The sequence below is a fragment of the Vagococcus zengguangii genome (assembly GCF_005145005.1).
Lineage (GTDB): Bacteria > Bacillota > Bacilli > Lactobacillales > Vagococcaceae > Vagococcus_A > Vagococcus_A zengguangii.
On the sequence record NZ_CP039712.1, the window covers coordinates 470545 to 485172 of the forward strand.

Genomic DNA, 14628 nt, shown 5'->3' on the forward strand with positions numbered 1-14628 from the left:
GTCATGGCTCTTTTTGCGATAGTTATTTACGTGGTTTACGTCCTAAACCAACTGCGTTTTTCATTTTTTGTAACGTTTTATTTGCAACGCGACGAGCTTGTTCTGCCCCTTCATCAAGAATTAAATCAAGTTCCCCTGATTCTAGTAACTCAGCTTGACGTTGTTGAATAGGCTCAATTACATTAACAATTGCTTCAGCTAGGTCAGCTTTAAATTGTCCGTAACCAGCGCCTTGATATTGAGCCACTAATTCGTCAATATTTTGGCCAGAGAAGGCCGAATAAATTGTTAATAAGTTCGAGATGCCGGGTTTTTCAGCCACATCATATTCAATAATACCGCTTGAATCCGTTACGGCTGATTTGATTTTTTTACGAATACTATCAGGTGTATCCATCATTGAAATAAAGTTCTTTTGGTTAGTATCTGATTTACTCATTTTTTTGGTAGGTTCTTGCAAGCTCATAATGCGTGCCCCTTGTTCAGGAATGTGAACTTCAGGTTTGGTTAAAATCGTTTGATTTTTAGCTGCATAACGGTTATTAAAGCGGTCAACAAAATCACGAGTTAACTCCAAATGTTGTTTTTGATCTTCACCAACAGGAACTAAGTCAGTATTGTATAAGACAATATCAGCAACCATTAATGGTGGATAAGTTAAAAGAGCGGCTGAAACGCCAGCTGTGTTATTTTTCTGTGATTTATCCTTGAATTGCGTCATACGTTCAAGTTCACCGACGTATGTGTTACATTGAACAATCCACCCAGCTTCGGCATGTGCTGGTACTTCAGATTGAATAAAAATTGCCGCTTTTTTAGGATCAATTCCGACTGCTACATATAGTGCGGCTAGTTGTAAAATTTGTTCACGTAATTTTAAACGGTCTTGAGGAACCGTAATCGCATGCTCATCAACGACACAGAAGAAACATTGATAGTCATCTTGTAACTTAATAAATTGTTGCATAGCCCCGATATAGTTACCAATTGTCGGGATACCACTAGGCTGGATACCAGAAAAGATTGTTTTCATATATCAAATTCCTTTCAAATCATTCTTTTTTGATTATACTCCAAAAACACAAAAAAAAATACCATAGTGATTGAAACAATTCCTAGAATTATCAATAAAAAAAGCACAAGTGACTATTTTATGCAGTAATTGAGCTTGTTAAGAACTTCGTTAATTATCATTTTTTTATCATAACCTCTTAATAAAACGCTAGTAATTCGCAATATTATAAGGTATAATAAAGTGTATATAAAAGTTTTGTTTGTTGGTAAAGGTTTTGGAAAAAGGGGTTGATATTTAATGTTGACATTATACACTTCTCCTAGTTGTACTTCATGTCGTAAGGCACGTGCTTGGTTGGTTGAGCACGAGATTCCATTCAAGGAGCGTAATATTTTTTCTGATCCATTAAATATTACAGAGCTGAAGGCAATTTTGAGATTAACAGAAGATGGTACTGAGGAAATTATTTCTACAAGGTCAAAAGTGTTTCAAAAATTAGAAATGGATCTGGATGACTTGCCATTAGATGAATTATTAAAGCTAGTTCAAGAAAATCCTGGTCTATTAAGACGTCCGATAATGTTGGATGAGAAACGTCTGCAAGTAGGCTTTAACGAAGACGAAATTCGTCGTTTCTTACCAAGAGAAGTAAGAGCTTTAGAATTAAGACATGCTCAATTAATGGCGGGCCTGTAGTTCTAAAGGGTTAATTATTTAAATGCTAAGGGAGGGACAGGTGACTGTTACCAGCCCTTTTTTGCGTTTAGCTTGATTTTATAGCGAGAATTGTAGATAATATAATGAATAATGTAGTATAATTAGGTTAGAGAAAAGAGGTGTCGGCCTATGGAAATGGAACGTATAAATGAAAACACCATTCGTGTATTAATTGAAAATGCAGATTTAGAAGCAAGAGGGGTTAGCTTTCTTGATTTATTAGGTAATCATAAAGAAATTGAAAACTTTTTTTATAGTATTTTAGAAGAAGTGGATATCGATGAGCAGTTTCAAGAAACTGATGCGGTGACTTTTCAAGTGTTACCAAATCGTAATGGTTTAGAACTGTTTATCAGTAAAAATATGATGATGTCAGAGCCTGATTCAGATGAAGATGAATTAGATGATGAATATAATGAAGAATCATCGTTTACTGATTTTATCAAAAAGCAGTTTGATGCCGCTCAAGATATTAAAAATGTACATACCCAAGATAATCCAGCAGTGTTAGACTATGTTTTTGAATTTTCTTCCTTTGAAAACTTAATTAAAATGGTGGATACCTATCATTTTGAAGACAATTTGACTGACTTGTATGTATTGAATAAACGTTACTATTTATCAATGAAATTTTTAACTAAACTAAAATCAGATCGTGCTATTAAAAATGATGTGGCATGTATTTTGGAATTTGGACAAATGAGCCAAAAGTCGCCAGAGGTTTTAAAAGAGTATGGAGAACTCATCATGGCGGACGATACATTAGATCAAATTAAACATTATTTTAAATAAGCAAAAAGTCGTCCAAATATCTTGGACGACTTTTTTAAAATGAATAAGAAAAGAGGCCTTTATGAGTTACTCAACCCTATTACTAGATTTAGATAATACGATATTAAGTTTTGATCAGGCTGAAAAATATGCCTTACGAAAGTTATTAGAAGAACAGGCCATAGATTGGGATGAATCACTTTTTGAAAGTTATCATCAAAAAAACAAAGCCTTATGGCAAGCGCTGGAAAAAGGGAAAGTAGCACGTGATTATGTCTTATCACAACGTTTTGTTGAATTATTCCATCAACTTGATGTAGAGGTAGATGGTCACGCCATGGATCAATTATTTCGCTCGTACTTGGCTGAGGAAATCTTTTTTATGCCACGTGCTAAAGAAGTGCTAACGGAATTGAAAAAAGATAAACAGCTATACGTTGTGACCAACGGCGTGGCTGATACCCAAAAAAAACGCATTGAAAAAGCGGGATTAGCGTCATATTTTGATGAGTTATTTATCTCAGAAGAAATAGGGCATCAAAAACCATCGCCATTGTTCTTTGATCACGTTTTAGCTAATGTTGAGGAACAGAATCAGGCAGAGATTTTAGTGGTCGGAGACAGCCTCTCAGCGGATATTTTAGGTGGTAATCAAGCGGGCCTAGATACGTGTTGGTACTCACCAGGTAAAGCAAATGAAGTCATTCAACCAACGTATCAGATTAAAGCATTAGATGAATTATTAACATTAGCTAACTAATTTCTTTCATAAAATCAAAAGCCCCGTGTCCAACTATTTGGACATGGGGCTTTTGTGTAATTACATACCAATTAAATAATCATCATCTTTCATGGCTTCTACGCTTCCAAGTAAGTAACCATTACCAACTTGTGAGAAGAAGTCATGGTTAGAAGTACCCGTTGAAATCCCGTTCATGACAATTGGGTTAACGTCGTTCGCTGTATCTGGGAATAACGCATTAAATCCTAAGTTCATTAAAGCTTTGTTGGCATTGTAACGTAAGAAAGTTTTTACTTCTTCTGTCCAACCAACACCATCATATAATAACTCAGTATAACGTTCTTCATTTTCATAAAGATCATATAATAAGTTGTAAACCCAATCTTCCATTTGTTGTTGTTCTTCTTCAGATAGCTCGTTGAACCCTAATTGGAATTTATAACCAATGTAAGTGCCGTGAACTGATTCATCACGAATAATCAATTTAATGATTTCAGCGACGTTAGGTAATTTGTTGTTACCTAAGTAGTAAAGTGGTGTATAGAAACCTGAATAGAATAAGAAAGTTTCTAAGAACACACTTGCGACTTTTTTTTCTAAGGCTGAACCGTTTCGATAAATCTCGTTAATCATTTCAGCTTTTTTTTGTAGAAATTCATTAGTGTTTGTCCATTCAAAAATTTCATCGATTTCAGATTTAGTATTTAACGTACTGAAAATTGATGAATAGCTTTTAGCATGAACAGATTCCATGAATTGAATATTGTTTAAAACCGCTTCTTCATGAGGGGTGCGGCAGTCGTTACGAATCGCTTCCACACCACTTTCAGATTGTACTGTATCTAAAAGGGTTAGCCCACCAAATACGTAGCCGACTAAATCTTTTTCTTGTTGCGATAGTTTGCGCCAGTCGTCTAAATCATTTGAAAGAGGGATACGCGTATCTAACCAAAATTGCTCGGTTAATTTTTCCCAAGTTGATTTATCAATAACGTCTTCAATGGCGTTCCAGTTTATCGCAGCGTAATAAGTTTCTTCACGACTCATTGTCCAATTCCTCCTCTAAATGACACAGCTTTCACATTGATTGCTTCCGATTTCCTCTTCGTCTTCAGTGAAAGTACGGACATAATAAATTGATTTAATTCCTTGATGGAAGGCGTAGTGACGTAAAATGTTTAAGTCACGTGTCGTTTGTTTATTTGTATCAGTTTTCCATTCGTATAATCCTTCTGGTAATTCAGAACGCATGAATAAGGTCATACTCATCCCTTGATCAACGTGTTTTTGCGCAGCTGCATAAACATCGATGACACGACGCATATCCATATCATAAGCTGATGTATAGTAAGGCAATGTTTCATTGCTTAAGTATGGGGCAGGGTAGTAAATCTTCCCAATTTTTTTCTCTTGGCGCTCTTCGATTAAACGCGTAATTGGATGAATACTTGCACTTGTATCATTGATATATGAAATCGAACCATTAGGTGCAACAGCTAAGCGGTTTTGGTGGTATAAACCATCCGTTTGGACCGCTTCACTTAAAGCTTGCCATGCCTCAGCATCAGGAATAAAGATTCCTTCAAATAGTTCTTTGACTTTGTCTGATTGTGGTAAAACTGGCGCATTAATGTAGCGTTCAAAGTACTTACCTGATGCATAGTCAGATTTTTCAAAATTGTTGAATGATTGACCACGTTCTTTAGCGATTTGGTTACTTTCAACTAAAGTCCAGTAGTTTAATAAGCTAAAGTAAACATCAGTAAATTCAATGGATTCTGGTGAGCCATAAGCCATTTGGTTTTTAGCAAAGTACGAGTGTAAGCCCATCGCACCTAAACCAATCGTATGATTTAAGGCATTTCCGTTTTGGATTGAAGGCACAGCGTCAATACTTGAAGCATCCGTGATAAACGTTAAAGCACGCGTCATTGTACGCACTGATTTACCAAAGTCTTGGCTGTTCATTAAGTTTGGAATATTAGTTGAACCTAAGTTACAGCTAATATCAGTTCCCATGACTTCGTATTCTTGACGGTCGTTCAATACAGAAGGGGTTTGCACTTGTAAAATTTCAGAACATAAGTTACTCATGATGATTTTACCATCGATTGGATTTTGACGGTTTGCTTCATCGATGTTGATAATATACGGATAACCTGATTCTTGTTGTAATTTACTAATTTCGTTTTCTAAATCACGAGCTTTGATTTTAGTTTTACGAATGTTAGGGTTAGCGACTAATTCGTCGTATTTTTCAGTAATGTCGATATATGAGTAGGGAACACCATATTCACGTTCAATACTGTACGGACTAAATAAGTACATGTCTTCATTTTTACGTGTTAATTCGTAAAACTTATCAGGGACTGTTAAACCTAAAGAAAGTGTTTTAACGCGCACTTTTTCGTCGGCGTTTTCTTTTTTAGTTGATAGGAACATTTCGATATCAGGATGGAAAACATCTAAGTAAACCACGCCGGCACCTTGACGTTGACCTAATTGATTTGAGTAGCTGAAGCTATCTTCAAATAATTTCATAACGGGAACAACGCCACTAGCTGCACCTTCAAAGCCTTTGATTGGTGCGCCAGCTTCACGTAAGTTAGAAAGTGAAATTCCAACCCCACCGCCAATACGTGATAATTGAAGGGCACTGTTGATACCACGTCCGATACTGTTCATATCATCAGTTAATTGTAATAAGAAACAAGAAACTAATTCACCACGACGTTTACGACCAGCATTTAAGAATGATGGTGTGGCTGGTTGATAGCGTTGGTAAATCATTTCTTCTGCTAAGCTCATTGCTAAGTCTTCGTTACCATCAGCGAAGTACAACGCGTTAAAAGCCACACGGTCTTCGTAACGTTCTAAATACATTGAGCCATCGTTGCTCTTTAAAGCGTATTGAGAGTAAAATTTATAGGCAGCCATAAATGACTTGAACGTAAAGTTTTGTGCAAATAGATAGTCATATAATGAAGCAATGAAGTCCATTGAATACTTCTCGATAAATTCAGACTCAATGAAGTCGTGCTCGATTAAATAGTTGATTTTTTCAGCAACTGTATTGAATGTCATCGTATTTGGTTCAACATTTTCTTTAAAGAAAGCATCCAAAGCTTCTTTATCCTTATTTAATGGGATTTGACCATTAACAGGACGATTGATTTCGTTATTCAGTTCAAAATAAGTAACGTTATTCAGTTCTTTTAGACTCAATTTCCTTCACTACTTTCTTAAAGTTTTTGACATCCTCGTCTGTTCCACTAAATTCGAACTCGAATAGGAGCGGGATGTTGTAATCTCGTGCCAAATCTTTGGCGGTAAAAATAAAAAGGTCCGCAAAGTTTCGGTTACCACCACCTGCGACACCAAGAATATTTTGACGATTGCTTTTGTACTCAATAAAATCGTTCACTACTTCCGTAACGTCTTCGTCATAAGTAGGAACGACTATAATATAAGGTTCATTCAATTCTGTAAATGGGTTGGTCGGATCAATTTCAAATGAAGGAAAGTCTAGTTTCTTAATGAAGCGACGTGTTTGCCCAGTTAAGGTAAAATAGACAAGTTTCATTTTAAACCGCCAATGCGCGTAATTGATCAGGTCGGAAACCAACGATTGTTACAGCATTGTTAGTTAATACTGGGACTGAACGATGTCCTTGTTCTTTCAACCAATCAATATATTGTGGTTCGTCATCGATATTGATTTCGTTATATGATAAACGTTGTTCGCTTAAGAAACGTTTTGTCATTTTACATTGAGGACAGTTATTTTTAGTATATAAAGTTAATTCATTCATGTGTGGTTACCTCCGCGCTTTTTTCTTTTGATAATAATAAGTATACCGCCTTTAGAATAAAAGTCAAAGGAAAAACACAACATATTGTGTTCCGAACGTTCGGTAAATACTATGTTTTGTGTTTTGTGGATAATGTGGAAAAGTCCCGTAAAAGGTAAGATAGCGTGCTTTCTTGTCGATTTACATGGGGATAAGTGAATGAGATTAATCTAAAAATGGTAATAAATGAGTCGGAAAATTGTACAAAATATGACACATGACCCCAAGATGTTGTTGTTGAAAATAAAAAATGAATTTTTCTTGAAAATAAACAGTTGCATTGTGGATAAAAAAAGTCTATAATCATTGTAGATAAAAAAATCTATAATGAAGGCGAGAAAATGAAATTAACATCTGCAACTGAACAAGCTATTGCAGTGGTAGCCTTACTTGCTACACAAGAACCTGAAATAGCATTGTCATCGGAAAGTATTTATCAAAAATTAAATTTATCTAAAAGTTATGTTCAAAAATTGTTGAGAAAACTAGTGGTAGCTAAACTCATATCAGGCGCAACGGGTAATAGTGGTGGTTTTAGGTTAGACAAGTCTTTAGCTGACATTAGTTTATATGATGTCGTATCAGCAATTGAGGGGGACTTTTGCTCATTAACAAACTCTGGGTTACTAGAAAATACCTTTGATAACTTTGGGGAACAAGCGCAAGAAGGTCATCAAGTTATTGCAAAATATTTTCGTGAAGCTGATTTCAAGTGGATTTTATATTTAAAAACGATTAGTGTTGAAAAAATAATGAGTGAAGTATTTGGTGATGGGAAAACAGTGGCTTTCCATGATTGGAATATAGAGTAAGGGAAGGATTTTGTATGAAGCGATTGAAAAAAGTATTTGAATTGTATCGCCTAGATTGGCATCGTGTTTATCAAAATAAATTAACGTTAATGTTGATCATGGCTTTAATGGTTATTCCTTCATTATATGCATGGTTTAATATTGCAGCTTTATGGGATCCGTATTCAAGTACGGGAGATATTAAAGTAGCGATTTACTCAGAAGATAAACGTGCAGAGGTAATGGACAAATCGGTCAATATTGGCGATGAAATGCTGAAAAATTTGAAAGAAAATGATAATTTTTCCTGGCAATTTGTTAAATCAGAAGCTGAGTTAGATAAGGGTGTTAAAAGTGGAAAATATTATGCAGGAATTGTCATTCCTAGCGACTTTTCCAAAAACTTGGTTAGTTTTGTCAATGGTGACATTAAAAAACCTGAAATTGATTATCGTGTGAATCAAAAAATTAATGCGATTGCGCCAAAAGTAACAGAAAAAGGAGCGAGTGCTATTCAGTCAACGATTGCCACTCAGTTCATTGATACAGTTAGCAAAACCGTTTTTGAGACCTTGAATCAAGCAGGTTACAAAATCGATGAAGGACTGCCTACCTTAAATAAGGTGACAAGTAAAATATTATTGGCAGATGAGCATTTAGATGAAATTGATGGCTACACTAAAAAAATTACGGAACTAAATGATAAGTTTCCAGAATATAAAGAAAAACTAGATAAAGCCAATGAAGTGGTGGATTATTTACCAAAAGTAAATGAAGTAGGCGATAAGTTAGTCGAATTAAATAAAAAATTGCCAGAACTAAAAAAAGTTGGAGAATTAGTTGTCACCCTTCAAGGCAAAACTGACCAAATAAAAGAGGCTGGTAAGCAAATTAAAACGATTGACGAAGAGTTTGACAAGATCGTCGAAACGTTAAATAAAGCAGTTGATACATCTAAAAAAGGCTTAAAGATTATTGGAGAAGCGCAAGAAATGTTGCCTGATGTTCAAAGATTTGTTGATCAAGCGAATGGTACGTTACCGACAGTTATTGATGAAGTAGGAAAAATTCAAACCGCCTTACCACAAATTGGTGACGGCTTGACGTCTGGTTTAAACGTGGTTGTGTTAGTCGCTCAAAATGTTATGACAACAACCGATAATTTGAATGCATTTCTAGATAAAACTGAGTTAGACGATGAAACAAGAGCTGCAATTAAACAAGTATTAGTCGTTCTTCAAACACAATCGGCCAAATTAGATCAAATGATTACAAATGTGATTAATACTCTAAATAAATTAATGGCGTTAGCTGGTGATAATAGTTTACAACCGGTTGTCGATCGTTTGAAAAATATCCAAACAGCTGGACAAGGCTTGAATCAATTTGTGACAAGTGTCGTGAATGGTTTCGATTCAATGAATACTGAAGAGATTAAAGATAGTATCTCTAAAATTAATCAAATAGCTGGAGAAATTGGTTCTCATGCAACGAACCTAGAAGGTGAATTACCTTCAATTCAGACAACTATTACGGGAATTTTGACCAATGTTTCAGCGATGCTTGATACAGCGAATAACCTGACACATAAAGTCGATGAACAAAATATGTTAGCACAACTAGATGATGTGATGTCAAATACGACCGAGACCATCAATACGGCACTTAAATTCTTTGACGAGTATCAAAGTGAATTGCCAAAAATTAAAGAAGAAATTCATACTGCCAATGTTTTATTGAATGACAATATGACGACAGTGATAGATGGTATCGATAAAGCGGCTAGTTTTTATCAAAATGACCTACCTAAGTTAGAAGAAAAGATGAATCAAGGCGTGGCGTTTTATCAAAAAGAATGGCCAGCAATTGAAGAAGAGTTGACCAAAACGTTAGGAACAGTTAATGAGAAAATGCCTGATATTGAGAAAGCTTTAACGCTATCAACAGGCTTTATTAACGACGAATGGCCAGAAGTGCGTAATGGTATTCAAAAAGCGGCTGATTTAGTTCGAAAAGGTCAAAATAATGTTGATTTAGGTTCTTTGATTAGTTTGCTTAAAAAAGATGCTAATGATGAGAGTGACTTCTTGTCAAATCCAGTTAAAATTAATGAGCAAGATATCTATCCAGTTCCTAACTATGGATCAGCAAGTGCCCCATTCTATACAGCGTTGTGTCTGTGGGTTGGATCGGTCTTGTTCTCAAGTATTGCGACAACAGTGGTGCACTTAGATGGTAAACAGAAGAAGCGTTACAGCATGCGTCAACAATATGTTTCTCGCTACATGACCTTTATAACAGTAGGATTGGCCCAAGCAGCTATCGTAGCATTAGGTAATCGTTTCTTATTGAATGCCTATATGGTTAATCCAGGATGGAACTTCTTATTTACTTTGTTGATTAGTTTAGTCTTCATGTCAATGGTTTATGCCTTAGTCCATTTATTTGGTAATTTAGGTAAAGGAATGGCGGTTATAATATTAGTGTTGTCTATTTCAGCAGGGGGTGGGAACTTCCCAATTCAAATGTCCGGTAAGTTCTTTAATATGATTCATCCATTCTTACCATTTACTTATGCGGTTAATTTGTTAAGAGAAACAACAGGTGGTATTTACTGGCCAAATGCGATAAAAAATATTATCGTATTAGCCGCAGTTGGGGCAACATTTGCTATAATAGGTTATATCCTAGCACCAAAAGTAACCACAATCTTTAGAAAATTAAATGCTAAATTAAAAGAAGGACATTTATTGCATTAGGAAAATGATCGATGCAAAGGAATAGGAGCATCAGTTATTTCAAGTTGAAAAGTAGCTAAAGGTAAATACAACTCAAATGATAAGATTACTTACTTAATTGAATAGTAGTTTTTTCAACGCTTTGAATGCTTATTTACTATTAGTTAGAGCGATGAATAAATAAAAAATTCCCACCAAAAGAAAGTTTTTTCTTTTGGTGGGAATTTTTTATCTAATCTCAGTAATAATCAAGTGGCCATTAGGCTTTCTTTTGAAATACCAGTCCTCATTAATGACGCCGCGTCTTTTCTTATCTCCAGAACTTATTTGTTTGTTATTGATAGTTATAATGTAATCAATCATGGTAGCACAAATGGTTACCTTAAATTGAGTATCATCAAGGGTGGTGTAATTATAGATACTTTCGATAGTTATTTTTTTGATAATATTTTTTTGTTGTCTTTTTTGCATATTTTGTATTAATTGTAGATGTTGGAGATATAACTCTTCACTATAATAATGTTGACAATTCGATAAAGTCTGATTAGACCAGTTTTTTTGAATAATAAGATAGAGTGAACTTATTTCTGTTTTTAGTGGTTCTTCCAGGGGGATAGCCCAATAAGGAATGCTTTCTTGTGGATCTATTGTTTCTTTATTATTTCGTTTCGCTATAATAAATAGACAGATACTACCAGAAAAAATAATTAGTTTATTAAATGATAGTGATGTACGAGCGTGAGGAGAGTTGTTTATCCGACCATAACTGTTTCGAGATGAGGTATGACCAGCGGAGCTATGATTGCTAGAACCATGACTAACATGACCACCACCAGCCGTTGCCATACTATGCGTTGGAAAGGCCAGTAGGCAATTTAAAGATAATGCTAAATAACTTAATAGTATGATTTTCTTCATTAGATAGGCACTCTTTTCTAGTATGATTGATATATAATAGCAGACGAATTTGAAGAAAGTATGACTAGTGCGAATTAGTAGCACAAAATTATGATAAAATAAAGATAAATAGAGAAGGTGAAAGGGTAAGTAGATGGCAGTAGAATTAAGGAACTATACATTAGTTGAAAAAGAGTTTTATATGGAAGAAGCGATTAAGGAAGCTTACCGCGCTCAGGCTAAAGGAGAAGTACCGATTGGCGCTGTGGTTGTTTATCAAGGGAAAATAGTTGGACGAGGGCATAACTTGCGAGAAACAACGCAAAATGCGATTACACATGCTGAGATGATGGCGATTCAAGAAGCGTGTCAATCACTTGGAAGTTGGCGTTTAGAAGAATGTGACTTGTTTGTAACGCTTGAGCCTTGTGTGATGTGTAGTGGTGCCATTGTCTTATCGCGTGTTGAGCAAGTGTTTTATGGGGCGGTTGATCCTAAAGGGGGCGCAACGGAAAGTTTATATCAATTATTAAGCGACGAGCGATTAAACCATCAAGTGGCAATTGAAACGGGAATCTTAGAAGAAGAATGTGGACAATTACTAAAAGACTTTTTTAAAAAGCTACGAGATAAAAAGAAAGCCAAGAAGCTAGCGGAGAGAGCAAAACTAAATAAAGAAGAAATCGTAAAAAAAGACTAGCATTTTTTTTGAAGATAGGTTAAAATAATATTTGGCAATGGTTAGGCTATGAATTGTGTCAGGTCCGGAAGGAAGCAGCACTAAGTAGTCTGGCCATGTGCCTTTTTTTGTATCTTAAAATAAAAGTTATTTATATAGAAGAAACAGGCTCCCGTAATGTATCAATTTGTACATTACGGGGGCCTGTTTTATTTGCATGTGAAGAAGCTAATCGTACCTTTCATCACTTTTTTATCCGAATTTCGGAAGTAGCTTCTGCGGAAATATAATGAGCTTCTCAAAAGGATTAAAAATTCTTTCGTCATCTCATGCATATTTCTTGAAGCTGAACACTTCCTCAATCACTTTATATAATCCGGATTTCAAGCGCAACTTCCTCGGTAATATGTCACGACTCTCAAAAATTATTGCATAATTTTCGTCGCCGTGCGCATATTACTCCGAAGTTAATCGCGCTTTCCATCACTTTTTAGAACCCTCGGCCACCGCCGCCGTGTGAGCGTCCGCTACTTGAGGTGAAAGAACCGCCACCTTTTGTAGTTGTACCACGTGTTGTAGTAGGGCGTGGAATGAAACGTCGTGTGACGCGAACGTCGACTAAATCATTTTTTTGTGTAGCTAAATTTAGTTGTCCTTGGCTAGCATATGGATAAGTATAGGTGCTTTTCTTCAACGCATATTTAGTATTCACACTTGCATAAGCTGCAATGGCTGCAATACTTGCAATCACAAAAGCGAATAAGAATTCTAGGCCAGTGATTTTTTTCTGCTTAATTAATTGACCAGTTTCTTCATTATATTTGTAACCATTAGGCATACCTTCGGCGTTAAACTGCGTAATATTATTAATTACAGCCTGACTTGCTTGGGCGTAGTTCCCGTTGCGCATATATGGTTCGGCGTTATCTAAAATCGTATCGATACGTGAATCACTGAGTAACGCATGGGTTTTCCCAGAGGTTACAACGTAAAATTCACGATTATCCATATCAATGATGAAAATAAAGCCATCATAGTTCTTTCCAATGCCGTAACCATTATAGTCATAAAAATCTGCCGCATAGTCACGAGTGGCATAACCTTCTGCATTGTTAATTGTTAGTACCACCGCATCCATGTTGGTGGTTTGGATAAAATCTTTAACGTCTTGCTCAACCGCCGCTTTCTCTTCAGCTGTAAAGAGCCCCGCATGATCTAATACTTTAACGTCATTAGCTTGGCTAAGTTGTGGAAAAAGAAATAACAGACAACTCGCAACTAATAGTAGTAAATATTTTAGCGATGTTCTCATATGAACCAGCCTCCAATCAGCAATAGAATGAAGACTAACCCAAATATCCAAGCAGAACGCATGAAGAGACGTTTTTTATCAACGGGTAATTTACCACTAATTTTGCCAGTTTCACCATTCATCGCATAGTAGAACGGTTCGTCAGGTGGGGTGTTTTTCCCGCGATAAGTCAAAATCCAAATAGGTAGTAACACGTATTGTTGTTTGTCACTAAAATTAGGATAACTAATATTCTCTTGATAAACTTGTGTGAAGCCTGTTACGGTATTTTTCATCATCGATGTCCCGTAAGATTGTAGTTCAGCTTGAACTTCTCCTTGAATCTCTTCGTAATCAACGTCACGTTTATCCGCTAAAAAGCCTGATAAATATTTGCTTGAAAATGGTTTGGCTTTGGTTAAATCAAATGGCTGTACCGAATCAATCATCGCGACTTTCGAATTTTTCTTCAAAGCGTTTTTGACTAAGTTTTTAAAAGAAATTTGCCCTTCGCGTACAACGTTGAAGTATTTGGTTTCGGTCATTTCCATATCACCAGCAATCCAAACGCGGATATTTTTAGCGTTCGCACGGTAAGTTCCATTCATATCACCATCAATGACCCAGTAAGGGAAGTAGACACCTGATATTTTTTCAACCTGTTCATTGTCAAAAAAATCTTTAGGGACAAATTTTTTCGACTTACCCCATTTTAAGAAAGACTCAATCGCTTCTTGGCGCTCAATTGTAAATGGTACAACGGATTCTGGCAAGTATTCACCACTAACTCGTCCGGATAATACGACGGGATTGTGACAGTAGTAGCAAAAAGTGGCGGCAGTTGTTGCTTCCGTCACCACTTCAGCGCCACAAGTTGGACAACTAAACAGTTCTAAGGTACTGAAGGTTGTATCATTTGGATCGTCAGTTGTTTCATCAGGGACTTCAACCTCAACGTGTTCGGATTTTGATGTGACAAGAGAAGTAATGTCTTCTTCTGTAAAATCACTCGAACAATACCCACAATGAAACATTTGAGTAGTTGGATTGAATGTTAATGGCCCATCACAGTTGGGACATTTGTGTATCATTACTTCACTCATAAAATCGCTCCTTTATTGCGTTGTTAGGTGAAG

General features: G+C 35.9%; 14 protein-coding genes and 1 other RNA gene. 7 read left to right on the forward strand and 8 right to left on the reverse strand.

Annotated elements, in window-relative coordinates:
* Positions 1-22 precede the first annotated feature (22 nt).
* Positions 23-1033, reverse strand: coding sequence for a tryptophan--tRNA ligase (gene trpS / locus FA707_RS02250; RefSeq protein ID WP_136952701.1), 1011 nt, complete (start codon positions 1031-1033; stop codon positions 23-25).
* Between the two features lie 279 nt (positions 1034-1312).
* On the opposite strand from trpS, the gene spxA reads away from it, so the two are divergent.
* The 3 genes from spxA to FA707_RS02265 all read left to right on the forward strand — a co-directional run bounded on the left by spxA (position 1313) and on the right by FA707_RS02265 (position 3263).
* Complete coding sequence (spxA, locus tag FA707_RS02255) at positions 1313-1711, forward strand: transcriptional regulator SpxA (RefSeq protein ID WP_136952702.1); 399 nt, start codon at positions 1313-1315, stop codon at positions 1709-1711.
* 150 nt (positions 1712-1861) lie between these two features.
* Entirely contained in the window at positions 1862-2524 is a 663-nt protein-coding gene (locus FA707_RS02260; protein WP_136952703.1) for an adaptor protein MecA, read from the forward strand.
* Between the two features lie 61 nt (positions 2525-2585).
* Positions 2586-3263 (forward strand): YjjG family noncanonical pyrimidine nucleotidase, encoded by a 678-nt coding sequence (locus FA707_RS02265; RefSeq protein WP_136952704.1) that lies wholly within the window; start codon positions 2586-2588, stop codon positions 3261-3263.
* Between the two features lie 60 nt (positions 3264-3323).
* Here FA707_RS02265 and nrdF read toward each other — a convergent pair whose 3' ends face one another.
* From nrdF to nrdH, 4 genes are read right to left on the reverse strand one after another with little or no spacing between them, the layout of a single operon-like run.
* On the reverse strand, positions 3324-4292 hold the full coding sequence (nrdF, locus tag FA707_RS02270) for a class 1b ribonucleoside-diphosphate reductase subunit beta (protein ID WP_136952705.1): 969 nt from the start codon (positions 4290-4292) through the stop codon (positions 3324-3326).
* A gap of 15 nt (positions 4293-4307) precedes the next feature.
* Positions 4308-6470, reverse strand: coding sequence for a class 1b ribonucleoside-diphosphate reductase subunit alpha (gene nrdE, locus FA707_RS02275; RefSeq protein WP_136952706.1), 2163 nt, complete (start codon positions 6468-6470; stop codon positions 4308-4310).
* Positions 6448-6828, reverse strand: coding sequence for a class Ib ribonucleoside-diphosphate reductase assembly flavoprotein NrdI (nrdI, locus tag FA707_RS02280; RefSeq protein ID WP_136952707.1), 381 nt, complete (start codon positions 6826-6828; stop codon positions 6448-6450). The genes nrdE and nrdI overlap by 23 nt, the downstream gene beginning before the upstream one ends.
* A 1-nt stretch (position 6829) precedes the next feature.
* The gene (gene nrdH, locus FA707_RS02285; RefSeq protein ID WP_136952708.1) at positions 6830-7057 is read right to left on the reverse strand and encodes a glutaredoxin-like protein NrdH; all 228 of its coding nucleotides are present in this window, start codon (positions 7055-7057) and stop codon (positions 6830-6832) included.
* 380 nt (positions 7058-7437) lie between these two features.
* On the opposite strand from nrdH, the gene FA707_RS02290 reads away from it, so the two are divergent.
* Together FA707_RS02290 and FA707_RS02295 are read left to right on the forward strand one after the other, a co-directional pair.
* Positions 7438-7908, forward strand: a complete 471-nt coding sequence (locus FA707_RS02290) for an RrF2 family transcriptional regulator (RefSeq protein WP_136952709.1) — start codon at positions 7438-7440, stop codon at positions 7906-7908.
* 14 nt (positions 7909-7922) lie between these two features.
* Positions 7923-10646: a YhgE/Pip domain-containing protein gene (locus tag FA707_RS02295; protein WP_136952710.1), complete on the forward strand. Its 2724-nt coding sequence runs from the start codon at positions 7923-7925 to the stop codon at positions 10644-10646.
* 207 nt (positions 10647-10853) lie between these two features.
* Here the strand turns inward: FA707_RS02295 and FA707_RS02300 are convergent, their stop codons facing one another.
* On the reverse strand, positions 10854-11543 hold the full coding sequence (locus FA707_RS02300; RefSeq protein ID WP_136952711.1) for a hypothetical protein: 690 nt from the start codon (positions 11541-11543) through the stop codon (positions 10854-10856).
* Between the two features lie 133 nt (positions 11544-11676).
* Here FA707_RS02300 and tadA point away from each other — a divergent pair, with 133 nt between their 5' ends.
* Both tadA and ffs read left to right on the forward strand, forming a co-directional pair.
* Positions 11677-12222 carry a tRNA adenosine(34) deaminase TadA gene (gene tadA, locus FA707_RS02305; protein WP_136952712.1) on the forward strand — a complete coding sequence of 182 codons (546 nt, stop codon included), beginning with the start codon at positions 11677-11679 and terminating at the stop codon, positions 12220-12222.
* Between the two features lie 24 nt (positions 12223-12246).
* Positions 12247-12341: signal recognition particle sRNA small type (gene ffs / locus FA707_RS02310), an RNA gene on the forward strand.
* Between the two features lie 350 nt (positions 12342-12691).
* Here the strand turns inward: ffs and FA707_RS02315 are convergent.
* Positions 12692-13513, reverse strand: a complete 822-nt coding sequence (locus FA707_RS02315) for a TPM domain-containing protein (RefSeq protein ID WP_136952713.1) — start codon at positions 13511-13513, stop codon at positions 12692-12694.
* Positions 13510-14595, reverse strand: coding sequence for a TFIIB-type zinc ribbon-containing protein (locus FA707_RS02320; protein ID WP_136952714.1), 1086 nt, complete (start codon positions 14593-14595; stop codon positions 13510-13512). The genes FA707_RS02315 and FA707_RS02320 overlap by 4 nt, the downstream gene beginning before the upstream one ends.
* Positions 14596-14628: the final 33 nt, after the last annotated feature.